Annotated in this window: 20 protein-coding genes; 11 read left to right on the top strand and 9 right to left on the bottom strand. The window is 68.3% G+C overall.

Annotation, left to right across the window (positions count from 1 at the left end):
- The first annotated feature begins 107 nt into the window (after positions 1 to 107).
- Together ACTJI4_RS15920 and plsB are read left to right on the top strand one after the other, a co-directional pair.
- Positions 108 to 1,085, top strand: coding sequence for a hypothetical protein (locus ACTJI4_RS15920; protein WP_440869902.1), 978 nt, complete (start codon positions 108 to 110; stop codon positions 1,083 to 1,085).
- Positions 1,085 to 3,760 (top strand): glycerol-3-phosphate 1-O-acyltransferase PlsB, encoded by a 2,676-nt coding sequence (gene plsB, locus ACTJI4_RS15915; protein WP_440869901.1) that lies wholly within the window; start codon positions 1,085 to 1,087, stop codon positions 3,758 to 3,760. Before ACTJI4_RS15920 ends, plsB begins: the two co-directional genes overlap by 1 nt.
- 73 nt (positions 3,761 to 3,833) lie before the next feature.
- On the opposite strand, the gene ACTJI4_RS15910 is transcribed toward plsB, so the two are convergent.
- Entirely contained in the window at positions 3,834 to 4,037 is a 204-nt protein-coding gene (locus ACTJI4_RS15910) for a YdcH family protein (protein ID WP_392923234.1), read from the bottom strand.
- Between the two features lie 96 nt (positions 4,038 to 4,133).
- Between ACTJI4_RS15910 and ttcA the strand changes: the two genes are divergently transcribed.
- Genes ttcA through ACTJI4_RS15895 form a run of 3 tightly spaced genes read left to right on the top strand, consistent with a single transcriptional unit; the run spans position 4,134 to position 6,782 of the window.
- Complete coding sequence (gene ttcA / locus ACTJI4_RS15905) at positions 4,134 to 5,006, top strand: tRNA 2-thiocytidine(32) synthetase TtcA (protein WP_440869900.1); 873 nt, start codon at positions 4,134 to 4,136, stop codon at positions 5,004 to 5,006.
- 33 nt (positions 5,007 to 5,039) lie between these two features.
- Entirely contained in the window at positions 5,040 to 5,945 is a 906-nt protein-coding gene (locus tag ACTJI4_RS15900) for a recombination-associated protein RdgC (RefSeq protein WP_068848158.1), read from the top strand.
- A 57-nt stretch (positions 5,946 to 6,002) separates the two neighbouring features.
- Positions 6,003 to 6,782: a M48 family metallopeptidase gene (locus ACTJI4_RS15895; protein ID WP_440869899.1), complete on the top strand. Its 780-nt coding sequence runs from the start codon at positions 6,003 to 6,005 to the stop codon at positions 6,780 to 6,782.
- A 63-nt stretch (positions 6,783 to 6,845) separates the two neighbouring features.
- On the opposite strand, the gene ACTJI4_RS15890 is transcribed toward ACTJI4_RS15895, so the two are convergent.
- Positions 6,846 to 7,724 (bottom strand): methylglyoxal synthase, encoded by an 879-nt coding sequence (locus tag ACTJI4_RS15890; protein WP_392923594.1) that lies wholly within the window; start codon positions 7,722 to 7,724, stop codon positions 6,846 to 6,848.
- A 134-nt stretch (positions 7,725 to 7,858) separates the two neighbouring features.
- On the opposite strand from ACTJI4_RS15890, the gene ACTJI4_RS15885 reads away from it, so the two are divergent.
- Positions 7,859 to 8,131 (top strand): hypothetical protein, encoded by a 273-nt coding sequence (locus ACTJI4_RS15885; RefSeq protein WP_392923244.1) that lies wholly within the window; start codon positions 7,859 to 7,861, stop codon positions 8,129 to 8,131.
- A gap of 30 nt (positions 8,132 to 8,161) precedes the next feature.
- Here ACTJI4_RS15885 and ACTJI4_RS15880 read toward each other — a convergent pair whose 3' ends face one another.
- From ACTJI4_RS15880 to ACTJI4_RS15870, 3 genes are all read right to left on the bottom strand, one after another.
- A complete protein-coding gene (locus tag ACTJI4_RS15880; protein ID WP_392923247.1) occupies positions 8,162 to 9,607 on the bottom strand; it encodes an FAD-dependent oxidoreductase in 1,446 nt (481 codons plus the stop codon).
- Between the two features lie 19 nt (positions 9,608 to 9,626).
- Entirely contained in the window at positions 9,627 to 14,081 is a 4,455-nt protein-coding gene (gene gltB, locus ACTJI4_RS15875) for a glutamate synthase large subunit (RefSeq protein ID WP_440869898.1), read from the bottom strand.
- A 165-nt stretch (positions 14,082 to 14,246) separates the two neighbouring features.
- Positions 14,247 to 14,663 carry an I78 family peptidase inhibitor gene (locus ACTJI4_RS15870; RefSeq protein WP_392923252.1) on the bottom strand — a complete coding sequence of 139 codons (417 nt, stop codon included), beginning with the start codon at positions 14,661 to 14,663 and terminating at the stop codon, positions 14,247 to 14,249.
- 137 nt (positions 14,664 to 14,800) lie between these two features.
- Here ACTJI4_RS15870 and ACTJI4_RS15865 point away from each other — a divergent pair, with 137 nt between their 5' ends.
- Positions 14,801 to 15,862, top strand: coding sequence for a DNA topoisomerase IB (locus tag ACTJI4_RS15865; RefSeq protein WP_392923255.1), 1,062 nt, complete (start codon positions 14,801 to 14,803; stop codon positions 15,860 to 15,862).
- A 22-nt stretch (positions 15,863 to 15,884) separates the two neighbouring features.
- On the opposite strand, the gene ACTJI4_RS15860 is transcribed toward ACTJI4_RS15865, so the two are convergent.
- Entirely contained in the window at positions 15,885 to 16,226 is a 342-nt protein-coding gene (locus ACTJI4_RS15860; protein ID WP_392923258.1) for a hypothetical protein, read from the bottom strand.
- A gap of 175 nt (positions 16,227 to 16,401) precedes the next feature.
- On the opposite strand from ACTJI4_RS15860, the gene ACTJI4_RS15855 reads away from it, so the two are divergent.
- From ACTJI4_RS15855 to ACTJI4_RS15845, 3 genes are all read left to right on the top strand, one after another.
- Complete coding sequence (locus ACTJI4_RS15855) at positions 16,402 to 17,508, top strand: SDR family oxidoreductase (protein ID WP_440869897.1); 1,107 nt, start codon at positions 16,402 to 16,404, stop codon at positions 17,506 to 17,508.
- 172 nt (positions 17,509 to 17,680) lie between these two features.
- Entirely contained in the window at positions 17,681 to 18,067 is a 387-nt protein-coding gene (locus ACTJI4_RS15850; RefSeq protein WP_282248449.1) for a BlaI/MecI/CopY family transcriptional regulator, read from the top strand.
- A gap of 3 nt (positions 18,068 to 18,070) precedes the next feature.
- A complete protein-coding gene (locus ACTJI4_RS15845) occupies positions 18,071 to 19,903 on the top strand; it encodes a M56 family metallopeptidase (RefSeq protein WP_440869896.1) in 1,833 nt (610 codons plus the stop codon).
- 40 nt (positions 19,904 to 19,943) lie between these two features.
- Here the strand turns inward: ACTJI4_RS15845 and ACTJI4_RS15840 are convergent, their stop codons facing one another.
- From ACTJI4_RS15840 to ACTJI4_RS15830, 3 genes are all read right to left on the bottom strand, one after another.
- Positions 19,944 to 20,270: an I78 family peptidase inhibitor gene (locus ACTJI4_RS15840; RefSeq protein ID WP_392923270.1), complete on the bottom strand. Its 327-nt coding sequence runs from the start codon at positions 20,268 to 20,270 to the stop codon at positions 19,944 to 19,946.
- Positions 20,271 to 20,341: 71 nt separating this feature from the next.
- A complete protein-coding gene (locus tag ACTJI4_RS15835) occupies positions 20,342 to 21,385 on the bottom strand; it encodes a ribonuclease H-like domain-containing protein (RefSeq protein WP_392923273.1) in 1,044 nt (347 codons plus the stop codon).
- On the bottom strand, positions 21,382 to 23,862 hold the full coding sequence (locus ACTJI4_RS15830) for a DEAD/DEAH box helicase (protein ID WP_440869895.1): 2,481 nt from the start codon (positions 23,860 to 23,862) through the stop codon (positions 21,382 to 21,384). The genes ACTJI4_RS15835 and ACTJI4_RS15830 overlap by 4 nt, the downstream gene beginning before the upstream one ends.
- Positions 23,863 to 24,138: 276 nt before the next feature.
- On the opposite strand from ACTJI4_RS15830, the gene ACTJI4_RS15825 reads away from it, so the two are divergent.
- Positions 24,139 to 24,807, top strand: coding sequence for a hypothetical protein (locus tag ACTJI4_RS15825; protein WP_440869894.1), 669 nt, complete (start codon positions 24,139 to 24,141; stop codon positions 24,805 to 24,807).
- The last annotated feature ends 5 nt before the right edge of the window (positions 24,808 to 24,812 follow it).

The following is a 24,812-nucleotide window of genomic DNA, read 5'->3' as shown; positions in this document are numbered from 1 at the left end:
TAGAAACAGGGGCTTGCGCCCATCCTGCCGGCGTGGCGGGCAGGATGGGTTGCCGCTGCGGGGGCGCAGGCCGCAAGATGCGGACCGGTCCGGGGAAGTCCGAATTCATGTCCATGCCGTTGATGACAGGGCGCTACCGACCCTGGGTGATGTCGCTGTCGCTGTGCGGCCTGCTGCTGGTGGGGGCGTGCAGGCGCGACACGATCGACCCGGACGCACCCGCCGCCGAGCCGGTAGCCGCGCTGCAGCAGATCGCCCAGCACCTGGCCGACAACGACCTGGTGGGGTACGCCCGCGCGTCGGTGCCGCCGGCCCAGTACAACCGCCTGCGGGTGGCCTGGAGCGACGGGCACAGCCGCTGGCCGTTGACCGACCTGCCACTGGACGGCCAGCTGCTGCCGATGCTGGCGGCGCTGTCCGCGCCGGACGCGCCCAAGCGCCTCCAACGCTCCTTCGATACCCAGATTGCCGGCCAGGCCGCCGGAGTGCGCCAGGCAGCCCATTCGATGGGGCTGTTCGGCGTGCAGTACCTGCGCAACCAGGCCGACTACAGCGAGGACGAGCGGGCGCACTACAGCCAGGTAGTGGATGCACTGAGCCGCTGGGCTGCCGCCGCGCCGCTGACCGACCGGCAGCGCGCGAAGACCACCATCACCCTGTTGACCGCCACCGCGCGCACCGCCGGGCTGTCCACCGACGCCGAGCTGCAGGCGGCCGGCATGGAGGGGAGCCTGCGCCGGCTGGGGCCGTTCGCCAAGGCGCTGAAGACCGCGCTGGCCAGTTATGGGCTGTCGCTCGACGCGGCCATGACCGGGCTGCGCGGCGAGCTGGTGTCGCAGCAGGGCGACACCGCCCTGCTGCGGATCCAGTACCCGTTGGCCGGTGAACAGATCGAAGCCCAGGTGCGCATGACCCGCCGCGACGGCCACTGGTATCTGGCACGCACCCTGGAAGAGACCGACGCACTGCTCAAGGCGGCAGACGAGGCGGTGGCCGCGCAAGCTGAACATGACGCGCAGCGGGCAGCTGAAGCAGAGGCCGCCGCGCAGGTCAAGGACGGTGCTTCTGCACCGGCTAAGCCATAATGAAGCCGATGCCGAACCAGAATCCCCTGCCTTTCCCCGGCGAAGAGCCGCCCAAGACGCCGGACGTCCCGTCCGCGTCGCCCGACACCGTGCCCGGCGCGGACGCCCCGGCCGCGGGCGCAACCGACCCGGCGGCGATCGTGCCCAGCCCGGTCAGCGCGGCGGCCCGCACCTCGTTCGGGCGCCGCCCGTGGTGGGCCCGTCTGCTGGGCCGCCTGGTCGAACCCTGGCTGTCGCTGAAGATCGAACCCGAACAGCCCGGCCAGTACGATGACGGCCGCCCGGTGGTCTACGTGCTGGAAGACTACGGTCTGTCCAACGCGCTGATCCTGGACAAGGCCTGCCGGGAAGCCGGCCTGCCCTCGCCGCTGGTCCCCATCGCCGGCGACCCGACCGGGCGCCGGCGCGCATACCTGGCGCTGTCGCGGCGGAGCAGCAGCAACTCGCTGATTCCCGAGCAGCGCGGCGCCAAGACCCATTCCGATTCACTGGCCAAGGTGCTGCAGGCCCATCGCGCGCGCGGCGAGCTGGACGTGAACCTGGTGCCGGTGTCGATCTTTGTCGGCCGCGCGCCGGACAAGCAGAGCGGCTGGTTTGCGGTGCTGTTCTCGGAAAACTGGGCGCTGGTGGGGCGTTTCCGCCGCCTGCTGGCGGTGCTGCTCAACGGTCGCAGCACCATTGTGCGGTTCGCCCCGCCGATATCGCTGCGCGCCACCGTGGACGAAGGGCTGGACCCCGAGCGCACGGTGCGCAAGCTGCAGCGCGTGCTGCGTACCCACTTCCGCCGTATCCGCGAATCGGTGATCGGCCCGGACCTGTCCACCCGCCGCCTTCTGGTGGACAAGGTGCTGGAGGCCGACACCGTCCGCGAAGCCATCGCCTCGCAGGCCAAGCGTGACAACACCAAGCCTGCCGATGCCTGGAAAAAGGCGCATGCCTATGCCTGGGAAATCGCCGCGGACTACTCCAGCCCGGTGGTGCGATCGGCCAGCTTCATGCTCAGCCACGTGTGGAACCGCATCTACGCCGGCGTGCTGGTGCACCACCTGGACAAGTTCAAGGCCGCCGCGCCGGGCCATGAAGTGGTCTACGTGCCCAGCCATCGCAGCCACATGGATTACCTGCTGCTGTCTTACCTGCTGTACGACCGCGGCATCGTGCCGCCGCACATTGTCGCCGGCATCAACCTCAACCTGCCGGTGGTGGGTACCCTGCTGCGCAAGGGCGGTGCATTCTTCATCCGCCGCTCGATCCGCGGCAACGCGCTGTATTCGGCAGTGCTGAGCGAGTACGTGGCGCAGCTGGTGGCCGGTGGCTATTCGATCGAGTACTTCGTCGAGGGTGGCCGTTCGCGTACCGGGCGCCTGCTGCAGCCCAAGGGCGGCATGATCTCGATGACGCTGCGCGCCTTCCTGCGCCAGCCGCGCAAGCCAGTGCTGTTCCAGCCGGTCTACATCGGCTATGAAAAGCTGATGGAAGGCGGCAGCTATCTGGACGAACTGTCCGGACGGCCGAAGGAAAAGGAATCGATCTGGCAGCTGCTGTGGTCGATCCCCAAGGTGCTCAAGCAGAACTACGGCCAGGTGGTGGTGAACTTCGGTGAGCCGATCGCGCTCAACGACGTGCTGGCCCGCCAGGCACCGGAGTGGGACGGGGCACCGGTAGGCGAGGACGAGAAGCCATCATGGCTGTCGGGCACGGTGGACCATCTGGCCGAACGCATCCAGGTGCACATCAACGGCGCGGCCGACGTGAACCCGATCAACCTGCTGGCGCTGGCGCTGCTGTCCACGCCCAAGCACGCGATGGGCGAGGCGGACCTGATCGCGCAGATCGAGCTGTGCAAGACCCTGCTGGTGGAAATGCCGTATTCGGATCGGGTCACGGTCACGCCGCACTCGCCGGAGCGGATCATCGCCCACGCCGAGGAAATCAACGTACTGACCCGGGTCAAGCACCCGCTGGGCGATGTGCTCAGCGTCAGTGGCGATACCGCGGTGCTGCTCAGCTACTTCCGCAACAACGTCATCCACCTGTTCACCGCTTCCTCGTGGGTGGCGTGCTGCTTCCAGAACAACCGCCGCATGAGCCGCACCGGCCTGGTGCAGCTGGGCCGTACCGTGTACCCGTTCCTGCAGGCCGAGCTGTTCCTGCCCTGGACCGAGGACGAGTTCGCCCAGCGCATCGAGCAGACCATCGCGGTGTTCGTTCGCGAGGGCCTGCTGCAGAACGTCAATGATGACGACGGCGGCATCCTGGCGCGCAACACCGGGCAGACCGACGAGGTGTTCCGCCTGCGTGCGATTGGCCATTCACTGCAGCAGGCGTTCGAGCGTTACTACATCGCCATTTCGGTGCTGGTCAAGAACGGCCCGGGCACGCTCGGCTCGGCCGAACTGGAAAGCCTGTGCCAGCAGGCCGCGCAGCGCCTGAGCCTGCTCTACGCTCCGGCGGCACCGGAGTTCTTCGACCGCACCCTGTTCCGCGGCTTCATCCAGAAGATGCGCGAGCTGCGCCTGGTGTGGCCGGACGAGAACAGCAAGCTGCTGTTCGACGAACGCCTGGACCTGTGGGCCAAGGATGCCAAGTTCATCCTGGGTCGCGAGTTGCGCCACACCATCGAACGCGTCAGTCCCGAAGCGGCAAAACCGGAAGAACCGGTGGCCGCGGATTGACCGCGGGTGACGACCAACGGTCGTCACCTGCCGGTGCGGCAATGGGCAGGTGACGACCGCGGGTCGGCACGCGTCACGCCGGCTCGTCCGGAATCAACATGTCCTCCAGCTTCGCGATGCGGTCCTTGAGCTGCAGCTTGCGCCGCTTCAGGCGCTTGGCCTCCAGCTCATCCTCGCCGTTGGCGGCCATGCGCTGGATCTCTTCATCCAGCGTGCGATGTTCCTGCCGAAGGTCGGCAAGCAGGGCGCTGATCTGTTCGGGCGTCAAGGTATCCACAGGGGTTGAGCATACACACCCGGCATGACGCCCGGGAGTGAACGCAGTCACTTCCCCGCACCGATGGCGACCGGTGCGAGCCGGTAGAATGTTCGGATGCCTGCCGTCCTGCCCCTGCCCGATCCGCTTCCCCGCGCCCCGCGCACGGACGCGGCCGCGCAGGACAAACTGGCGCGCAGGTTGCGCCGCCAGGTCGGCCAGGCGATCGCCGACTTCGGCATGATCGAGGATGGCGACCGCGTCATGGTCTGCCTGTCCGGCGGCAAGGACAGCTACACCCTGCTGGACGTGCTGCTGCAGCTGCAGAAAAGGGCCCCGGTGGCCTTCGAACTGGTGGCGGTGAACCTGGACCAGAAACAGCCGGGCTTCCCCGAACACGTGCTGCCGGAGTACCTGGCCTCGATCGGCGTGGCCTACCAGATCATCGAACAGGACACCTATTCGGTGGTCAGCCGGGTGATTCCCGAAGGCCGCACGATGTGCTCGCTGTGTTCGCGGCTGCGTCGCGGTGCGCTGTACCGGCACGCGGCGGAAAACGGCTTCAGCAAGATCGCACTCGGCCACCACCGCGACGACAGCGTAGCCACGTTCTTCCTCAACCTGTTCCACCACGCCAAGCTCTCGGCGATGCCGCCCAAGCTGCGCAGCGATGACGGCCGGCATGTAGTGATCCGCCCGCTGGCCTATGTGAGCGAGCGGGACATCGCACAGCATGCGCAGGCGCGCGGCTTCCCGATCATTCCGTGCACGCTGTGCGGCAGCCAGGACAACCTGCAGCGCCGCCAGGTGGCGCAGATGCTGCAGCAGTGGGAGGATCAGCACCCCGGGCGGATTGACCAGATCGCACGCGCGCTGGGCAACATCCACCCGTCGCAGCTGGCCGACCCGGCCCTGTTCGATTTCATGGCGCTGGGCCGCACCGCGGTCGCGCCCAGCCCGTCGTCGGCCTGGACCGACGGCACCCCCTGACCTTCCCTTCCACGCCTTCCCATCCGGATTTCCATGTTCTTTCGCAACCTGACGCTGTTCCGCTTCCCGACTGCCACTGATTTCTCCGAAGTCGACACCCTGCTGCCGCAGGTGCTGCTCAAGCCGGTGGGCCCGCTCGAAATGAGTTCACGTGGCTTCATCTCCCCGTTCGGCCGTGAGGAAAAGGCCGTGTTCTCGCACCGCGTCGGCGACGCGCTGTGGCTGACCGTAGGGGGTGAGGACAAGATCCTGCCGGGCGCGGTGGTCAACGATCTGCTGGCCCGCAAGCTGGAAGAGATCGAAGAGAAGGAGGGGCGCAAGCCCGGCGGGCGTGAGCGCAAGCGCCTGAAGGACGACCTGCTGCATGAGCTGATGCCGCGTGCCTTCGTGAAGAGCTCGCGCACTGACGCGCTGATCGACCTGACCCACGGCTACGTGGCGGTGGACTGCTCGAGCAGCAAGAAGGGCGAGAACATGATGTCCGACATCCGTGGCCTGCTCGGCAGCTTCCCGGCCATGCCGCTGAACGCTGAAGTGGCGCCGCGCTCGATCCTGACCGGCTGGATCGCCGGCGAGCCGCTCCCGACCGGACTGAGCCTGGGCGAAGAGTGCGAGATGAAGGACCCGGCCGAGGGCGGTGCGGTGGTCAAGTGCCAGCACCAAGAACTGCGCTGCGACGAGATCGACAAGCACCTGGACGCCGGCAAGCAGGTGACCAAGCTGGCCCTGGTGTTCGAGGACAACCTGTCCTTCGTGCTGGGCGACGACCTGATCGTGCGCAAGCTGAAGTTCCTGGACGGCGCCCTGGACCAGCTCGAGCACGCCGACGAAGACGGCCGCCGCGCCGAGCTGGACGCCCGTTTCGCCCTGCAGAGCGGCGAAGTGCGTCGCCTGTTCCTGCTGCTGGAAGAGGCCTTCAAGCTGAGCAAGGCCGACTGAGGCACCGGGCGGGGCCCGCAGTCATGTGCGGGCCGCTGCCGGCGCTATGCTGTAGCCATGCCCGGATTCCTCCGCCGCCTGATCTCCCCGGCCGTTGCCCCCACGTTGCAGCGCGACACCGTTCGCCTGCGCCTGGAGGATGCCGAGATCGACGTGCTGCGCGTGCGCGATCCGCGTGCGCGCCGGATCAAGCTCAGCGTGGACGAGCGTGGCGTACGGCTGACCCTGCCGCCGCGCGCCAGCTTGCTGATGGGCGAGCGTTTCCTGGAAGAGCACCGCGGTTGGCTGTCCTCGCAGCTGCGCAATTACCAGGCCCAGAACATGCCGCCGCCGCTGGTGATCGGCGAGCCCGGGGTGCTGCCGCTGCGCGGCGAACTGCTGCCAGTGCGGTGGGATGCCGGACGCTATGCGCGCCTGGTGCTCGACGATACTGGCGTGTGCATGCACCTGCCGGCGCGCGCTACAGATACGACCGTGAAGCGTGCGCTGCGCGAATTCTACGAAGCGCAGACCCGCGCCGATGTCGGCCAGTGGCTGCCGCGCTACCTGCCCGGCCTGCCGCGCGCACCGGCGCGCCTGCGGCTGAAGGTAATGTCCTCGCAATGGGGCTCGTTGGCCCCCGATGGCAGCATGGCGCTGGACCTGGCGCTGGTGCTGGGGCGGCCGTCGGCGTTCGAGTACGTGCTGGTGCATGAGCTCTGCCATCTGATCCAGGCCAATCATTCGCCGGCGTTCTGGGACGAAGTGGAACAGCGCTTCCCGGCCTGGCGCGAGGAGCGCGATTACTTCCAGCTGGAGGGGCGGCGGCTCAAAGCGATGCTGCGGCAGCTGCTGTAGCCCGGCGGCGGGGCAGGGCGCGCATGATTTCGCCGTGGCCAGCGATGCGTACCCACCCTGTGATCAGGGCGACGCGCGTGTGCGCAGTGTGGCCGCCTGCGCCCAGCGTGCGGCCACGCGCGGGGCGGTGATGCACACCGCCTGATCGGTCACGGTCGTGACCGCGCGCTCCAGCAGCTGGATGTCGGCTTCATGCTGGCGCGCCACGTGCGGGTCTTCGAAGAAGATCGCGCGCTGGCAGCGGCCTTCCAGCACCTGGTCGGCGATCTGCGCATCACCGCCCATCGGACCGCTCTGGTATCGGGTCACCCAGTCCTGGTCCTTCGGCCAGCCACGGCTCCAGGCCAGTTCGTTCAGGCGCTGGCCAGTGGTGCCGGTGCCCACGCGGCTGCGGAAGCGGGAAAGCAGGGCGAAATGTTCGTCGGCAAAGGCCAGCATGGCCGGCTTCATCGCATCGTGCGCGATCAGCGCCAGCGTGTGCTGCTCGAATGCATGCAGGTCATCGGCGCCGGGATCAGCGGGCAGGCCGGCGTGCACGCGTTCGACTTCGATCCAGTCGCGCGCGGTGGCCACGGTGGAGATGAACGGCTTGCCGTGGATCACGCACTGGCGCTTGAGCGCGGTGGCTTCGGGGAACACCGAGGACGGATCGACCGGGTCCATCAGATAGATGGCCCCATCCAGCGTGCGCTCGGGCGTGCCCATGCCCACCACTTCGGCGACCAGCTTCATCAGCCCGCCCTCGCGGCCGTTCGGGTAGCGGCGCAGGGGGGCGAAATCGGGCAGGAAACCCAGCCGCCGGATGGCGTCATAGGTGCGGCCGACCGCATGCAGCTCCACGCCCAGCTCGCGCAGCCCGGTGTCGCTGGCGCGCAGCCAGCGGAACAGTGCAGCGTGTTTGTCGTGGTGGTGCAGCCGATTGGCGGCCAGGCCGATGCGCATGGGAATCATCCGAACGAGTGGGGCATCAGCGACATTACCAGCCCTTCACGCCAATTCGTAAAAGTTGCATAGCCGGCCACTGGGGCCATAACCGACATTGACGGCTGTCACCCGGTCAATCAGGACAGCCCCTCATGCCCCTTTCCGCTTCCCGCACCGCGCCGTCGGTGCCGACGCTGGCGCACGACCGCGGCGCCCGCATCCGTACGCTGGGCCGCCTGCTGCGCCACGCTGCCCACGGCGATGCCGACGTACTGCTGGTTGGGCTGGCGCGCATGCTGGATGCGCATATCGAGTGCGACCATGCCGACGACGCCGGTAATGCCCGCATCCGCGACCAGCTGGATGAGATCCAGCTGTTGCTGGCGCTGGAGATCGAACGCGCCGGGCTACGGGCCGCCGCTTGACGCCGGCGCTACCGTGCTCTGTGACCGCTGTCAGGCGGTGATCAGCGCTACGATCGCCGCCGCCGCATCGCGCCCTTCGGCCACGGCGGTAACCACCAGGTCCGCACCACGCACCGCGTCGCCACCGGCAAACAGGCGCGGGTGGGCAGTCTGGAACGGCAGGCGGCCCTGGCCGCCGGCCAGGATGCGGCCGTTGTGGCCCGCTTCCACGCCCTGCGCGGTCAGCCATTCCGGTGCCGTGGGCGAGAAGCCGAATGCAATGATCACCACGTCGGCTTCCAGCAGCGATTCGCTGCCCTCGATCGGCACCGCGCTGCGCCGGCCCTGCGCATCGGGCTCGCCCAGGTGGGTTTCCACCACGGTGACACCGATTGCTTCGTCGTCGGCACCGGCCTCGATCGACAGCGGCTGGCGGTTGAACAGGAAGCGCACGCCTTCTTCGCGGGCGTTGGCCACTTCGCGGGCCGAGCCCGGCATGCTGGCTTCATCGCGGCGGTAGGCGCAGGTCACCCGGGCCGCACCCAGCCGCACCGCACTGCGCACGCAGTCCATGCCGGTATCGCCGCCACCCAGCACCACCACGCGCTTGCCCTCCAGGTCGGGCAGGGCAAGCGTGTCTTCCCAGCCGGCAATCGGCCGGCCGTGGGCATCGCTGCCGCTGACGATGCGGCTGTTCTGGACCAGGAACGGCAACGCCGGCAGCACGTTCTTCAGATCCTGCCCGGGCAGCCCGCCGTCGGTGTAGCGGTAGGCACCGGTGCCGACGAACACCGCGTCGTAGTCGGCCAGCAGGGTTTCCAGGGTCACGTCGCGGCCGATCTCCACGCCGAGCCGGAACTGCACGCCCATGCCTTCGAGCACGTTGCGACGGCGACTGATCACCGACTTGTCCAGCTTGAAGCTGGGAATGCCGAACTGCAGCAGGCCCCCTATCTGTTCATAGCGGTCGTACACCACCGCCTGCACGCCTGCATGCGCCAGCCGGTCGGCACAGGCCAACCCGGCCGGGCCGGCACCGATCACCGCCACCCGCTTGCCGGTGCTTTCCACCGCCGCCATGTCCGGCCGCCAGCCGGTGGCCAGCGCGGTATCGACGATGTATTTCTCCACCGCGCCGATGGTGACGGCACCGAACTCTTCCAGCGTGCAGCTGCCTTCGCACAGGCGGTCCTGCGGGCACACCCGGCCGCACACTTCCGGCAGCGGGTTGGTGGAATGGCACAGCGTGGCCGCTTCGTGGATGCGGTTTTCCTGCACCAGCTGCAGCCACTGCGGAATGGCGTTGTGCACCGGGCACTTCCAGCTGCAGTAGGGGTTGCCGCAGTCCAGGCAGCGACCGGCCTGGTACTGGGCATCTTCCTTGCCGAACTTGCCGTACAGCTCACCCCAGTCGCCGGAGGTGCGCAGCTCCACCGGAATACGCTGCGGCATGGTCCGGGGCAGGTCGAGGAACTGGAAGGCGTGCTTGCGGCTCATGTAAGGGGCATCCAGGAAATCAGGCGGCGCGGCGCAGCGATTCGGTCAGCGATTCAATGCTGGCGGCCTTGGGTTTGACCAGCCAGAACTTGCCGACATAATCGCGGAATTCATCCAGGATCTGCTGGGCCCAGATGCTGCCGGTGAGCTCGCGGTGGCGGCTGATCAGGGTGTGCAGGTGCTGGCGGTGGTTCTCGAACCCTTCGGCCGAAATGCGGTGGATGTCGATCAGTTCGTGGTTGTAGCGGTCCACGAAGTCGCGGTCGATATCCAGCACATAGGCCAGCCCGCCGGTGAAGCCGGCACCGAAGTTCAGACCCACCTTGCCCAGCACCAGCACGATGCCGTCGGTCATGTATTCGCAGCAGTGGTCGCCGGCGCCTTCGATGACCGCCAGCGCACCGGAGTTGCGCACGCCGAAGCGCTCGCCGGCCCGGCCGGCGGCGAACAGCTCACCGCCGGTGGCGCCGTACAGGCAGGTGTTGCCGATGATGGCGGTGTTGCGCGCTTCGAAGCGTGCGCCGCGCGGCGGGCGAACCACCAGGCGGCCGCCGGCCATGCCCTTGCCCACGTAATCGTTGGCTTCGCCTTCCACTTCCAGCTGCAGGCCGCCCACGTTGAACGCGCCGAAGCTCTGCCCGGCCGTGCCACGGAAGCGCAGCGTCAGCGGCGCATCGCTCATGCCCTGGTTGCCATGCGCGCGCGCGATGGTGCCGGACAGGCGGGTGCCGATGGAGCGGTCGGTGTTGTGGATCAGGAAACGGTGTTCGCCGCCCAGCTTGCCGGCAATGGCCGGAGCCAGCAGGCCATCCATCTGCGTGGCCAGGCTGTCGGGTGATTCGTACAGGCGCTGCGCGGCACAGTGGCTGCCGCCGTACCGGGCCGGGTCGAGCAGGCGCGATAGATCCACCTTGACGCCCGGGCGCGGGGCGATCTCCAACTGCTGCAGCAGGTCGGTGCGGCCCACGATCTCGTCCAGCGAGCGCACGCCCAGGTAGGACAGCCAGCCGCGCACTTCCTCGGCCAGCAGCCGGAAGAAATTCTCCACGCGCTCGGGCAGGCCGGTGAAGTACTGCGCGCGCAGGCGCTCGTCCTGGGTGGCCACGCCGGTGGCGCAGTTGTTGAGATGGCAGATGCGCAGGTACTTGCAGCCCAGCACGATCATCGGCGCGGTGCCGAAGCCGAAGCTGTCCGCACCCAGCAGCGCGGCCTTGATCACGTCCAGGCCGGTCTTCAGCCCGCCGTCGGTCTGCAGCAGGGTGCGCCCGCGCAGGTCGTTGGCCACCAGCGCCTGATGCGATTCGGCCACGCCCAGCTCCCACGGCACGCCTGCGTAGCGGATCGAGCTGACCGGGCTGGCACCGGTGCCGCCATCATGGCCGGACACAGTGATCAGGTCCGCACCGGCCTTGACCACGCCGGCGGCGATGGTGCCCACGCCGGCATGCGAGACCAGCTTCACCGACACCAGCGCATCCGGGTTGACCTGCTTGAGGTCGTAGATGAGCTGGGCCAGGTCTTCGATCGAGTAGATGTCGTGGTGCGGCGGCGGCGAGATCAGGCCGATGCCCGGCTTGGCATAACGCAGCCGCGCGATGAGTTCGTTGACCTTGTGCCCGGGCAGCTGCCCGCCTTCGCCGGGCTTGGCACCCTGGGCGACCTTGATCTGCAGCACTTCGGCATTGACCAGGTATTCGGCGGTGACGCCGAAGCGGCCCGAGGCCACCTGCTTGATCTTGCTGCGCTTGTGGGTGCCGTAGCGTACGGGGTCTTCGCCACCCTCACCGGAATTGCTGCGCCCACCCAACCTGTTCATGGCGATGGCCAGCGCTTCATGCGCTTCGGGCGACAACGCACCCAGGCTGATGGCGGCGGTGTCGAAGCGGCGGAACAGGTCCTCGGCCGGCGCCACCTGTTCCAGCGGGGTCGGCGTGGGGGCGGCCTTGAGCTGCAGCAGGTCGCGCAGCGCCGACACCGGCCGCCCGTGCACCGCCTCGCAGTAACGCTGCCAATCGGCGGCATCGCCGCTGCGCGCGGCGCGCTGCAGGGTCATGACCACGTCCGGGTTGTACATGTGGTACTCGCCGCCGTGCACGTACTTGAGCACGCCGCCCACCTCCGGGCGCAGCAGGTCGTTCCAGGCGCGTACGGTGAGTTCGCGCGCTTCGTGATCCAGCCGCGCAAAGCCCACGCCGGACACGCGCGACGGCGTTTCCGGGAAGCACAGGTCGACTACTTCATCATCCAGGCCGACGATCTCGAACAACTGCGCGCCGCGGTAACTGGCCACGGTACAGATGCCCATCTTGGAGATGATCTTGGACAGGCCCTTGTAGATGCCCTTGCGGTAGCTGCGGCCGATCTGCGACTGCTCGCCGCCCTTCTTCAGCTGCAGGATGCCGCGCCGGCCCAGGTCGAACAGGGTCTGGTAGGCCAGGTACGGATACACCGCAGTGGCACCAAACCCGAGCAGGCAGGCCATGTGGTGCGGGTCGCGCGCGGTGCCGGTTTCCAGGATCAGGTTGACGTCGCAGCGCAGCCCGGCGTTGGACAGGTGGTGGTGCACTGCACTGGTGGCCAGCAGCGCATGCACCATCGGCCGGTCGGCCACCGGGTAGCGGTCACTGAGCAGCAGCATGACGATGCCCTCGCGTGCGGCCGCTTCGGCTTCGGCGCAGATGCGCTCGATGCCCGCCTTCAGCCCTTCGTCCAGGCTGTAGGAGAGGTCGATGAGCCGGTTGCGGTCCACGTACTGCGGCATCTTGATCAGCTGGCGCAGCTTGCGCTGGCTGAGCACCGGCGAATTGAGGATGACGTGGTTCACCGTCTCCGCGCCGGCATGGAAGATGTTGGTCTCCTTGCCGAGCTGGGTGGTGAGCGACATCACGCAGTCTTCCCGCAGCGGATCGATCGGCGGGTTGGTGACCTGTGCGAACGCCTGGCGGAAGTAATCGTAAAGCGGCCGGCTCTGCTGGCTGAGCACCGCCATCGGGGTGTCATCGCCCATCGACCCGGTGGCTTCCTGCTCGGTTTCGGCCAGCGGGCGCAGGATCTGCTCCACTTCCTCGGTGCTGAGCTGGAACAGCTTGTGGTAGCTGCGCAGGGTGCGTTCGTCGAACGGCTCTTCCACCAGCGACGGATCGATCAGCTCGGTCTGCAGGTAGGTCACGCCCTGCTGCAACCACTGCTTGTACGGGGCGCGCCCACGGTTGATGCGGTCGATGGCATCCGAATCCAGCAGGTCGCCGCGCTTGAGGTCGATGGCCATCATCTCGCCGGGGCCCAACTTGCCCTTGCGCACCACGCGCTCGGCCGGTACTTCCCACACGCCCGCTTCGGACGCCACCAGGAAGTGGCGGTCGGAGGTGAGCATCCAGCGCGCCGGGCGCAGCCCGTTGCGGTCCAGCGTGCAGGCGGCATAGCGTCCGTCGCAGGCGACGATGCCGGCCGGGCCATCCCACGGTTCGCTGTTGAGGCCGTAGAACTCGTAGAACGCGGCCAGGTCGGCGTCCTTGAACTCCAGCGACTGGGTTGCCGGCGGCACCAGGATGCGCAGCGCCTGGATCAGCTCCATGCCGGCGCTGACCATCAGCTCCAGCATGTTGTCCAGGCTCTGCGAATCCGAGCCGTGCATGGAGATCACCGGATCGAACTCGCCGATGTCGAAGCGCGGGGTCTTCCACACCTTGCTGCGCGCCTGCGCCCAGCGCCGGTTGCCTTCGATGGTGTTGATCTCGCCGTTGTGCGCGAGCATCCGGAACGGGTGCGCCAGTGGCCAGCGCGGCAGCGTGTTGGTGGAAAAGCGCTGATGGAACACGATGGCGCTGGAGGCCAGGTCGTTGCGCTGCAGGTCCGGGTAGAACCGGCTCAGCTTGTCCGGCAGCACCATGCCCTTGTAGCTGATCGCGTTGGGACTGAGCGTGGTGACGTAGTAATCGGCATGGTCGCGCAGCTGCTGTTCGCTGCGGCGGCGGGCCAGGAACAGCGCCAGGGTGAAGGCGGCTTCGTCCTGGCCGTGGCCGGCATCAACGAACACCTGTTCGATGTGCGGCAGGGTGTCGCGTGCCAGCTGGCCGCACACGCTGGGATCGGTCGGCACCACGCGCCAGCCGAGCGGCTGGCAGCCGGCGTCGCGCAGCTGCTGTTCGAGGATGTCGCGGCAGGCTTGGGCAGCGGCATCGTCGTGCGGCAGGAACACCACGCCGGCCGCATGCAGTTTGCCAAGGGTGAGACCGGCCTCGGTGGCCAGCGCCTGCAGGAACGCGTCCGGGCGGCGCAGCAACAGCCCGCAGCCGTCTCCGGTGACACCGTCGGCGGCGACGCCGCCGCGGTGGGTCATGCGCGAGAGCGCGGCGATCGCGGTGTCGACCAGCAGCCGTGACGGCTGGTCATCCAGTTGCGCCACCATGCCGAAACCACAGGCATCGCGTTCGTCTTGTGGGTCGTAAAGCCCTTGGCGGTTGCGGGGGGCCATTTCTGCCTCGATGTCGGGTGAGCGGCGACACTCGTCCCCGCTCAATCCGTCGAGCGCATCTGGAGGCACCGGATGCTTCGACTAGATCACAGTTGCTGCAACGCCGCAATACACGGTTGCACGCGCAACCAAACCCACGGAAAACCCGCGTCCGGTGCGCCCAATTCAGCCGCAGCGCAGGCCGGTGACCACGCCCTTTTCATCGACTTCGATGTTCAGCCGCTCGCCGACGAATTCCATGGTGGTCATGTCGTCGGGCTTGAGTACGCGCAGCTCGCGCGCGCTGGCATCCTGCTGTGCCTGGGCACCGATGGCGTCGCTGTAAGCCTGGCCGACCAGACTCTGCACCTGGTTGGCATCGCAGTTGCCGACCGGCGGTGCCTCGGTGGCCTTGGCGGTGGTGTCGGCCGGGGCGGCCGCGACTTCCTCGGCAGCCTTCTGCGCGTGGGTACCCGCTGCTTCCTGCTCGTCCATCGGCGGGGCCTTGCAGGCGCCAAGCAACAGCAGGGTGGGGACCAGGGCCGCAGCCAGCAGGGCGGGACCAGACGGACGCCGCAGGCGGCGGAAGGACAAGGACGACATCGCGACTCCAGAGTTCCAGGCGGTAAACCATGGAGCATATCGCCAAGGGCGGGTGTGAGGTGTTTGTGTTGCGTTATTGACGCGGCGCCGTCACCCCGCCCAGCACACTGCAGGCCCGCTCCATCGCCACCGCTTCCATGCCCGCACGTCCTGCCACCCCTGAAGCTGCCGCCGCCCGCGACGCCGGCCTTCGCTATGTCACTGACGAGCAGCCCGGCATTGCCCGTCGCCGCGCCGGCAAGGGCTTCAGCTACCGCGACCCCGATGGTCAGCCGGTGCGCGATACCGCCACCCTGGCGCGGATCCGCGCGCTGGCCATTCCGCCGGCCTACACCGATGTCTGGATCTGTGCGCTGGCCAACGGTCACCTGCAGGCCACCGGGCGCGACGCGCGCAAGCGGAAGCAGTACCGCTACCATCCGGACTGGGCGCGGGTGCGCGGTGATGGCAAGTTCGACCGGGTGATCGCCTTCGGCGAGGCGCTGCCGGCGCTGCGCCGCCGCCTGGGCCGTGATCTGAAGCTGCCCGGGTTTCCACAGGACAAGGTGCTGGCGATCGTGGTCGCCCTGCTTGCCGAAACGCTGGTGCGGGTAGGCAATACCGAGTACGCCCGCGACAACCGCTCCTACGGGCTGACCACGCTGCGCAACCGCCACTTGGAACTGGTGAAGGGCGGGCGCGCGCGCATGCGCTTCCGCGGCAAGTCCGGCCAGCAGCACGAAGTGGATATCGACGACAAGCGCCTGGTGGGCCTGATCAAGGGTTGCCAACAGCTGCCGGGGCAGGCCCTGTTCCAGTACCGTGATGACGACGGCACCCTGCAGCCGGTGGACTCGGGCCAGGTCAACGCTTACCTGCGCGATGCAATGGGCACCGACTTCAGTGCCAAGGATTTCCGTACCTGGGGTGGCACCGTGGCGGCGCTGCGCCAGTTCGCTGCCACCGCGCTGCCCGAGGCACCGAGCGAACGGGCGCTGGCCGCGCTGCAGAAAGAGGTGGTGTGCGAAGTAGCGACGCTGCTGGGCAACACCCCAGCGGTGTGCCGCAAGGCCTACATCGACCCAAGCGTCTTCGATGGCTGGCGCGATGGCTCGCTGGCCAAGCTGGCGGGGCTGCGTGGCCAGCGCCAGTGGGAGCAGGCCACGCTGAAATTCCTGCGCTCGGCGCGACGCGTGGTGAAAGGCAAAGCCGCGCGTTGAAGCGCGGCCGTGCCGGGGGCGATCAACCGCAGTAGATAGCGGTGATGTTGTTGGTGCGGCCCTTCTCGATGGTCAGCCGCTCGCCACCGCTTTCCGCGCCCGGGCTCGGGTTGGCCGCGCCGCTGGCGGTGGCGCCGCTCTCGGCCCGCTGGCTGCGCAGTACCACGACCTCGAGGCTGTCGCTGTCCACGCGGGCACGCTCCACCGTCGCTGCCGACGCGGCGAGGCCGACCGCGCCGCGTACCTTGTCCACATGGCACTGGCCGGAAATGACGCCGTCGATGGGCTGTACCTGGGCCACCGGGGTGCTGCTGCAGGCGGTAAGAGCGGTCAATGCGGCAACGGCAAAGAGGGGACGCAACATGGTGTTACTCCGGGGGGATTCTGGTGCCCACGATGCCGCCGCCGGCGTATGCAGGGGATGAAGCCCTGCACGGCGCGCCCACATGGCATTCACCGTATGCGACCGCCGCCAGCGACACACTGCTCTTGCCTCGCCCTCCACCCGCATCGAGGCAACCGCAACGAAGGAGTTCAGCATGGCCACGGCCAAGAAGACCCGTAAGCGCACCCCCACCGCTGCCGCACCCGCCGCCGACCCGAAGCCGGCCCGCGCGCGCACGCCAGTGGTCAAGACCGCCACCCGCAAGGCCGCCGCCAGCGATCCGCGCGCTGCGCGCGTGGCCGCCCGCCAGCGCCGCCTGCAGGACCAGGAAAAGGCCAAGGACGCGCGTGCCGCCGCAAAGAAGAAAGCCGCCAAAAAGGCCACCAAGAAGGCGACCCAGGCTGGCACCCGCAAGCAACCTGACACCATGCCCGCCCAGCACATCGCCAAGCCGGGCAATGAACACGAACTGCAGCTGGCGCCGCGTTTCCTCGCGCCCGACTACCAGGGCAGCGGCAAACTGCAGGCCAAGCGCGCCATCATCACCGGCGCCGACTCCGGCATCGGCCGCGCGGTCGCGGTGCTGTTCGCACGCGAAGGTGCGGACGTGGCGGTGCTGCACCTGGATGAGGCCGAGGATGCCGAGGTCACCCGCCAGCATGTGGAAGCCGAAGGCACCCGCTGCGTGGTGATCGGCGGCGACGTGCGCGATCCGAAATTCTGCAACAAGGCGGTCAAGCAGGTGGCCAAGGCGTTCGGCGGCATCGATATCCTGGTCAACAACGCCGCGTTCCAGCTGCACTGCGAACGGCTGGAAGATCTGGAAGACGCGCACCTGCAGGAAACCCTGCAGACCAACATCGGCGGCTATATCCAGATGGCACGCGCGGTGCTGCCGCATCTGGAAGAGGGGGACTGCATCATCAACACCGGCTCGGAAACCGGGCTGTTCGGCAGCAAGGCGCTGATCGACTATTCGTCCACCAAGGGCGCCATCCATGCGTTCACCAAGGCGCTGGCCAGCCAGCTGCTGCCGCGTGGCATCCGCGTCAACGCGGTGGCCCCGGGCCCGGTGTGGACCCCGCTCAACCCGGCCGACAAGCAGGCGCCGGATGTAGCCGAGTTCGGCAAGGACAGCGACATGGGCCGCCCTGCGCAGCCGGAGGAACTGTCGCCGGCGTATGTGTTCCTGGCCTCGCCGGTCACTGCCAGCTACATCAGCGGCGTGATCCTGCCGGTCATGGGCGGCCCGCGCGGGTAGCACCGTTGCGGTCACGACCAACGGTCGTGACCTACCCCGAGACATGCAGCCGGTAGGTCACGACCTTCGGTCGTGACCGCCTCCGACCGTTCGTCGGCGCGCGCCGTCCGGCACTTGACGACACGTGTAGTCACGGGCATGGTGGCGACACGTGTAGTCAACGGAGTGTGCCATGCGCGGCAAGACGATCGGGGACCAGGAACTGGCCCTGCTGCAGTACATAGCGGAACAGGACGGCGCCAGCGTCGGCGAAGTAGCGGCCGGCTTCGGGGAGGCGCGCGGATTGGCGCGCTCAACGGTGCTGACCATGATGGAACGCCTGCGCGGCAAGGCCTACCTGCAGCGGCGACAGGTCGAGGGCGTGTACCGCTACTCGGCCACCGGCGAGCAGGACAGCGTGGTGCAGGGCGCGGTAGCCAGCTTCGTGGAGAAGACGCTGCAGGGCTCGGTGTCGCCCTTCGTGGCCTTCATGTCGCACAAGGCCGAGGTCAGCGACAGCGAACTGGCCGAACTTGAAGCGCTGGTCGCGCAGCTGCAATCACGCAAGCGGGAGGGCTGAGCCATGGAAACCCTGATGATGGAACTGCTGACCCGCCTGGCCTGGACCAGCGTGCAGAGCGCGCTGCTGGTGGCGTTGGTGTGGGGCGTGTGCCGGCTGTTGCCCCGGCTGCCCGCGGCCACGCGCTGCCGCCTGTGGTGGCTGGTGGCCCTGCAGGCCGTGCTGGGCCTGGTATGGAGCAGCCCGCTGGAACTGGCGGTGCTGCCGGCCCCGGGCATCGACGACACCACCTTCGTCACCCAGACGATGATGCAGGCGCCAACGACGCTGGCGCCGGTGGCCGTGGATACCATGACCGCCGCTGCGACCGGTGCGTCGCTGTCGTGGCAGAGCGTGCTGTTCGCCCTGTGGGCGGCCGGCGTGCTGCTGATGATGGCGCATAGCCTGCGCGCCTATCGGCAGAGCCGCGCGCTGGTGCGCAATGCGGTGCCCTGCACCGACGCCGGCCTGCAGCAGGCGCTGCAGCTGGCCGCCGAGGCGCATGGGCTTGCCCGCGCGCCGCAGCTGAAGCTGTCCGCACAGATCCGTTCGCCGCAGCTGATCGGCCCGTGGAACCCGGCGCTGCTGCTGCCCGCACGTGAACTGCCGGCGATGGCGGCCGATGACCTGGACATGGCACTCACCCATGAGCTGGTGCACCTGCAGCGCCGCGACCTGTGGTTGGGGCTGCTGCCTGCGCTGGCGCAGCACCTGCTGTTCTTCCACCCGCTGCTGCACGTGGCCGTGCGCGAATACGCGCTGGCCCGGGAAGAGGCGTGCGACAGCGCGGTGGTGGCCGGGCACGGGCATTGCCGCCACGACTACGGCCGCCTGCTGGTGCAGCTGGGCGTGGCGCCGAGGCCGGCGGTAGGCGTGGCCAGTGCCTCGCCCAACTTCCGCAGCCTCAAGCGCCGGCTGCTCACCCTGCAGCAGACCGGCAGCTTCCCGCGCGTGGCCTCGATGGCGATCACCGCGCTGTTCATGGTGATCGGCGTGGCGCCGATGCGCCTGGTGGCCGCAGTACCGCCGCCGCCGCCGCCACCGCCAGCGCTCGCGGCGCCCGCTGCCCCCGCCGTTCCGGCTGCGCCGGCTGCCACGCCGGCCGTCGCGGCCCCGGCAACGCCTGCGGTGCCGACGCCTGCGCCGGCACCTCGCCCGGTCACTGCACCGCTTCCCCCCGAAGCCCCGGCCGCGCCCGCGTCGCCGTCGCACCCGGACAGTGTCAACACCACCACCATCACCCACGGTCGTCTGGATCTTTCGCACCAGCCACGCCAGGCGTTCGTGCTGATGGGCGGCGGCGACAACTTCGTCGATGCCTCGATGGCCGACCTCAAGCAGGCACAGCGTGACGTGCAGGGTCGGGACCCGGCGCTGTGGGTGCGCGTCGGCAACGAGCGTTACCTGGTGCGTGACCCGGCGCTGCTGCAGTCGCTGTCCAAGGCCCAGCAGCAGGTCGCCAAACTGGGCGAGCAGCAGGGCGCGCTGGGCGAACGCATGGGCGCACTGGGCGAGCAGCAGGGTGAGCTGGGCGAGCGCATTGCAGAGGTGGCGATGCGCGCCAGCCGCGATGCGATGGAATCGATGGACGCAGCGGAAATGGCCAACCATGCCGCGCGCACCACGAAGGGCGATGCAGCGCTGGCCGAACGCGCCGCGCAACGCGCCAAGGCGGACGCGGCGGCGGCAGTGGACCACCGCCGTATTGCCGAGATTGCCCGCCAGCAGGCCGAGCTGGCCCGCCAGCAGTCAGGCCTGGCGCAGCAGCAGAGCATCGCCTCGGCCCAGATCGCCCGTGACGTGCGCAAGGCGTTCGACAAGGCACTGGCCGATGGCACCGTGCAGCGCCTGAGGTAACGGTAATGCCCGGGCGTATGCCCGGGCACCCCGTCGCGGGTCAATTACAACCGATGCGCTCGATCTTGTTGTCTGCATCCACGTTGATCGTCAAGCGGTCTTCGCGGAAGTCCATGGTGACGGCCATGCCGGGCTTCACAACGCGGGCATTCTTCGCACCGCTGGCGGCCACCGCCTGCTTCACCAGCTCTTCCGTCGCTTTTTGTCCATTGAACTGCTCAAGAACGTTCGGATTGCACTTCATCGTGCCTCCATCAGCGACATGCGGCACCGGATCGACCACGGCCGGATCGGTGCTGCTCTTGGGCGGGGTGCTGCACGCGGTCAGCGGCAGGGCACAAGCAAGCAACAGCAGGGACATACGCATGGCCAGTCTCCGTGAGCGGGTAAGTGCGGCCAGCTTGCACCGCGCAGGCTGCACGGGGTGTCAACGCCCGCTCAGCCGCGGACGGGGCCGCCTTCCAGTGCCAATGTTTCGCGCTCGCGGCGTTCTTCGGCCACCAGCCGCAGCATCAGCAGCGACAGGGTGACCACGTCCTGGTGGTTGTGTTCGGCTACGCGGCGCAGGTTCACCGCGCTGCCACCGCGCAGGTAGTTCAGCCACGCCGCCGGCGCTTCGGAGCCGGGCAGGTCGTCTTCGCGCACGATCTGCAGCAACTGGCGTTCGATGGTGGCCAGCCGGCAGTTTTCCCAGGTGCCGCGGTAGCGGCGGCGGGTGGGAAACAGCAGGTCCACATGGTCCAGCGGAGTGATCGGGCAGCGCTGCCGGGCCAGCCGGTAGCGGGTCTTCAGCAGCGGCGCGTCGTAGCAGCGGCCGTTGTAGCTGGAAAACACCGTGGACGGCTGCAGCCAGCGGGCGAACTCGGCCAGCATCGCGGTCTCGGCGGCCATGGTGGTCATCAGCAGCTGGCGGATGCGCAGGCCGTCGCCGCGCGTGGCATCGCGGTGCCAGTCGGCCGCGCCGATCATGAAGGCGCGGGTGCCGGTGCCGCCGGCCAGGCCGGTGGTTTCGGTATCGAAGAACATCAGGTCCTGCGGCTGCACCCGGTCGCCGTCGCGCTTGGCGAAGGCCAGCGACAGCGGCTGGGTGGGAATGGGCTGGGCCAGGAACGATTCGATCAGGAACAACCCGGGTGCGATCTCCTCGCCGGGCACGTGGCGGTCCTGAGCGTTCGCGCGCGGGCGCGCCGCGGCCGTGCCGCGATCACGCAGGCCCAGCAACCTGTGCAGGCCACCCACGTCGGGCCTGCGCAGCGGTGCCGGGGCAGGCGTCGACGCAGTCACGCCGGTTGGCTTGTGGCGGATCTCCTGCTCCACCCAGGCGAACACCGAATCCGGCGCAGGTCGGCGCGCCTGCGCATCGTTGGCCGCCACCGGCACGGCGGGCGCGGGCATAGCAGCGGGTTCGGTCGCCGCCGGGCGCGGCGTGGCATCACCAGCCTGGCGCCGCAACAGGCGCAGCTTGTCCAGGCTCAGGCTCAAAACGGCACCACGTCGGCGTCGATCCGCTCGCGCTCGGCGGCGCTGGGCAGCGCGTGTTCGTCAAACAGTGCCAGCACCTTCAATGCCAACGCCTTGGGCGTGGTCGCATCGTCTTCCTGGCCGGCCAGCACCGGGCCCACGCAGGCCGGGCAACCGGCCTTGCAGTCGCAGCGCTGCACCAGTTCCTGCGCGCGCTGCAGCAGCTCGGCCTGGCGCAGCCAGAGTGGCTCGCTCAAGCCCACGCCGCCGGGGAAGTTGTCGTACAGATACACCGTGGGCACGAACTGCTGCTGCAGCTCGATCGCACTGGCATCGAACTCGGCGCCACGCAGCTGCCCGCGCCCGCTCTGGTCGGCCACCGCGAACCACGCGCCATCACCATTGCCCACCGCCTTCTGCAGGTCGCGCGCATCGGCCATCACCGCCACCGTGGCCACGATGTGCAGCGCATAGGCTGCGCCCAGGAAGCCATCCAAAGCTTCCTGTTTCGAATCGAACGCGGTCAGCAGCAGCCCCTGCGGCAGCTGCCACCACACCGCCGTGGTGTGCAGTTCCTGGTCGGGCAGGTTGACCGGCCCATAGCCGATGTTTTCGTGGGTGTAGTAGCGGATCTTCTTGTATCCGGCCACGCGCCGCACCACGTGCACTTCGCCGTGATGCGAATCGCCCTGGCCGGCCATGCAGCCGTCGAAGCGGTCCAGCACCTTGAGCTTGGTGAAGTCGATGCTGTCGGTGTAGTAGTCCACGTGCGTGCGGGTGACGTAGGCCTTGCGGCCTTCCCAGTCCAGCCGCTCCACCTGGTACGGGGCGGACTGCACCATGTGGATGGCGCCTTCGTACAGGGTCAGCGCGGCGGCGGAGTAGTCCACCTCGGCGATGATCTGCTGCTTGCCGTCGCTGCGGTCGACCACCACGAAGTTGCCATCGGCCACCGAACGCAGGCTCACCGCGTTGGCCGGGTAGCTGTCGGCGATCCACTCCCAGCGGTCGCCTTCGCGGTGCACCACCTCGGTTTCGGCCAGCGCTTCCAGGAACACCAGCGGATCGATCGGCCCGAACGGGTCGCCGGCCAGGAAGGGCAGCTCGAAGGCGGCGCAGCGGATGTGGTCGAACAGGATCAGCGGCTGGTCCGGGGCGGTGCGCGCGTGTTCGGGCGAGGCCTCGGCGAAGAAGTCGGGGTGCCGCACCACGTACTGGTCCAGCGGCTGCGAGCTGGCCACCAGCACGCCCAGGGCGGGCTGCTGGCGGCGGCCGGCACGGCCGAAGCGCTGCCAGGTGGCGGCCACGCTGCCGGGGTAGCCGTTGAGCACCACCACGTCCAGGCTGCCGATATCCACGCCGAGCTCCAGCGCCGAGGTGCTGACGATGCCATCGATGTTACCGGCGCGCATGGCACGTTCGGTCTCGCGGCGCTCGGTGGGCAGGTAGCCGCCGCGGTACGCGCGGATGCGGGGGGGCTTGCGCGGGTCGTGGTCGAAGATGTCCTTGAGGTACTTGGTGAGCACTTCGACCATCAACCTGCTCTGCGCGAAGATCAGGGTCTTCAGCCCGGATTTGATCGCGATGCGGGCAATGCGGTTGCTCTGCGAGCGCGCCGAGGCGCGCAGGCCCAGGTCGGCGTTGACCACCGGCGGGTTCCACAGCAGCACATGCTTGGGCCCGGTCGGCGCGCCGGATTCGGTGATGGCGGTGACCGGCGCCTCGATCAGCGCTTCGGCATGCGCCTGCGGGTTGCCGATGGTGGCCGAGCACAGGATGAACTGCGGCGACACGCCGTAGAAGGCGCAGATCCGTTTGAGCCGGCGCAGCACGTTGGTGACATGGCTGCCGAACACGCCGCGGTAGGTATGCACCTCATCGATCACCACATAGCGCAGGTTCTCGAAGAACTGCGCCCACTTGGTGTGATGCGGCAGGATCGCCTGGTGCAGCATGTCCGGGTTGGACACCACGATGTCGCCATGCAGGCGGATCGCCTGGCGCGCATCGCCGGGGGTGTCGCCGTCGAAGGTGAAGGCCTTCACCCCCAGGTCTCCGGCGCGGTTGAGCTCCAGCAGCTCGGCCACCTGGTCCTGCGCCAACGCCTTGGTCGGGAACAGGTACAGCGCCTTGGCCTTGCCCTGCATGGCGGCGCTGACTACCGGCAGGGTGTAGCACAACGATTTGCCGCTGGCGGTGGGGGTGACGATGGCCACGTGCTCGCCCCGCTGGGTGGCGTCCCATGCTTCGGCCTGGTGGCTGTACAGCTGCTCGATGCCCCGCGCCTTCAGCGCGGCGGTCAGCGCGGCCGGCACATCGGCCGGGATCGGCGCGTAGCGGCCTTCGCGGCCCGGAATGGTGAAGCTGCCGGTGATGCGGTCGGCATAGCGCTGCTGCAGCCGCGCGGTGAGCAGGGCACCGTTGCGCGAGGGCAGCCCGTCGGTGGTCGCGAGGCGGCGCTCGGCGTCCTCGGTGCGCTTGGCAAGTTCGTAGGCCATGGGAACAACGGTCTGCAAAGGACGCCATGGAAGCACAAACGCGTCTCAGTGGTTGAGACATCGTGGCGCCGGCGGGTGAATGATTCAGCGCCCTTCCCCGGCCAGCGAAATCTGAAATTCGCCTCCGTATCCTGCGCGCAGGACGCTGCTGACAGGACGACACATGGCATTACGCACAGGAATGGCAACAGTTCTGTGATCCGCAGCAGGGCTGCACGGCGCCGGCGGGGGAGTGAGCCGCTATCCTCCCAGCATCGCCTCTTCAATGCTGACGCCATGCTGCTGCGCTCCCTGTGCCTCGCCCTGCTGCTTCCGCTCCCCGCATCAGCCAGCGACATGGCCGATGGTGGCAGTTGCCGCAACGGTGCGTTTCCGTCGGATCAGAGCAATTTCGCGCAGGCCAAAGTGATTGGCGCACAGCGCCTCTACCTGCTCGATGATATGAACGGATGTCCTGGCAAGGGCGAAGCCGCCTGCCGCCACGCGACCTACGTCGTGACCGGGGACACCGTTATCAGCGGCCGCGACCTGGGCCGCTACCGCTGCGTCTTCTTCCATAACAGGGTGGGTGGCAGCGCGGGCTGGGTGGACAAGGCACGGCTGCAGACGCTTCCCACGCGTATCCCCGTGTTGACGGATTGGGCCGGGCACTGGCGCAGCGGCGACGACAGCCTTGTCATCCGCGTGCAGGGCAATGCGCTGTCGGTGGAAGGCGATGCCTACTGGCCCTCGGCCAACCCCAGCCCGGAACAGCGGCCGGGCGGACCCAACCTGGGCCAGGTGGCGGCACGCGCTGTACCCGAGGGCGAGAAGGTCGTCTTCAGCGACGACATGTGCGAGGTGCGCGCGCACTGGCTCGGCGACACCCTGCTGGTGGCGGACAACGCCGAATGCGGCGGCATGAACGTGCGCTTCAATGGGGTGTATCGGTTGAAGCAGCCCTAGCCTCC

The organism is Stenotrophomonas sp. 22385 (genome assembly GCF_052045085.1).
Lineage (GTDB): Bacteria > Pseudomonadota > Gammaproteobacteria > Xanthomonadales > Xanthomonadaceae > Stenotrophomonas.
Note: the sequence above shows the minus strand (reverse complement) of the source record. Positions and strands in the feature narration are given on the sequence as shown.

Bases quoted from the DNA above. Each gene is read 5' to 3' on its own strand.
- ACTJI4_RS15830 (WP_440869895.1), bottom strand. From the start codon at position 23,862: ATGGCCTACGAACTTGCCAAGCGCACCGAGGACGCCGAGCGCCGCCTC.
- ACTJI4_RS15885 (WP_392923244.1), top strand. From the start codon at position 7,859: ATGCCCCTTTCCGCTTCCCGCACCGCGCCGTCGGTGCCGACGCTGGCG.
- ACTJI4_RS15895 (WP_440869899.1), top strand. From the start codon at position 6,003: ATGCCCGGATTCCTCCGCCGCCTGATCTCCCCGGCCGTTGCCCCCACG.
- ACTJI4_RS15865 (WP_392923255.1), top strand. From the start codon at position 14,801: ATGCCCGCACGTCCTGCCACCCCTGAAGCTGCCGCCGCCCGCGACGCC.
- ACTJI4_RS15860 (WP_392923258.1), bottom strand. From the start codon at position 16,226: ATGTTGCGTCCCCTCTTTGCCGTTGCCGCATTGACCGCTCTTACCGCC.
- ttcA (WP_440869900.1), top strand. From the start codon at position 4,134: ATGCCTGCCGTCCTGCCCCTGCCCGATCCGCTTCCCCGCGCCCCGCGC.
- ACTJI4_RS15845 (WP_440869896.1), top strand. From the start codon at position 18,071: ATGGAAACCCTGATGATGGAACTGCTGACCCGCCTGGCCTGGACCAGC.
- ACTJI4_RS15855 (WP_440869897.1), top strand. From the start codon at position 16,402: ATGGCCACGGCCAAGAAGACCCGTAAGCGCACCCCCACCGCTGCCGCA.
- plsB (WP_440869901.1), top strand. From the start codon at position 1,085: ATGAAGCCGATGCCGAACCAGAATCCCCTGCCTTTCCCCGGCGAAGAG.
- ACTJI4_RS15920 (WP_440869902.1), top strand. From the start codon at position 108: ATGTCCATGCCGTTGATGACAGGGCGCTACCGACCCTGGGTGATGTCG.
- ACTJI4_RS15825 (WP_440869894.1), top strand. From the start codon at position 24,139: ATGCTGCTGCGCTCCCTGTGCCTCGCCCTGCTGCTTCCGCTCCCCGCA.
- ACTJI4_RS15850 (WP_282248449.1), top strand. From the start codon at position 17,681: ATGCGCGGCAAGACGATCGGGGACCAGGAACTGGCCCTGCTGCAGTAC.
- ACTJI4_RS15880 (WP_392923247.1), bottom strand. From the start codon at position 9,607: ATGAGCCGCAAGCACGCCTTCCAGTTCCTCGACCTGCCCCGGACCATG.
- ACTJI4_RS15840 (WP_392923270.1), bottom strand. From the start codon at position 20,270: ATGCGTATGTCCCTGCTGTTGCTTGCTTGTGCCCTGCCGCTGACCGCG.
- ACTJI4_RS15870 (WP_392923252.1), bottom strand. From the start codon at position 14,663: ATGTCGTCCTTGTCCTTCCGCCGCCTGCGGCGTCCGTCTGGTCCCGCC.
- ACTJI4_RS15900 (WP_068848158.1), top strand. From the start codon at position 5,040: ATGTTCTTTCGCAACCTGACGCTGTTCCGCTTCCCGACTGCCACTGAT.
- gltB (WP_440869898.1), bottom strand. From the start codon at position 14,081: ATGGCCCCCCGCAACCGCCAAGGGCTTTACGACCCACAAGACGAACGC.
- ACTJI4_RS15890 (WP_392923594.1), bottom strand. From the start codon at position 7,724: ATGCGCATCGGCCTGGCCGCCAATCGGCTGCACCACCACGACAAACAC.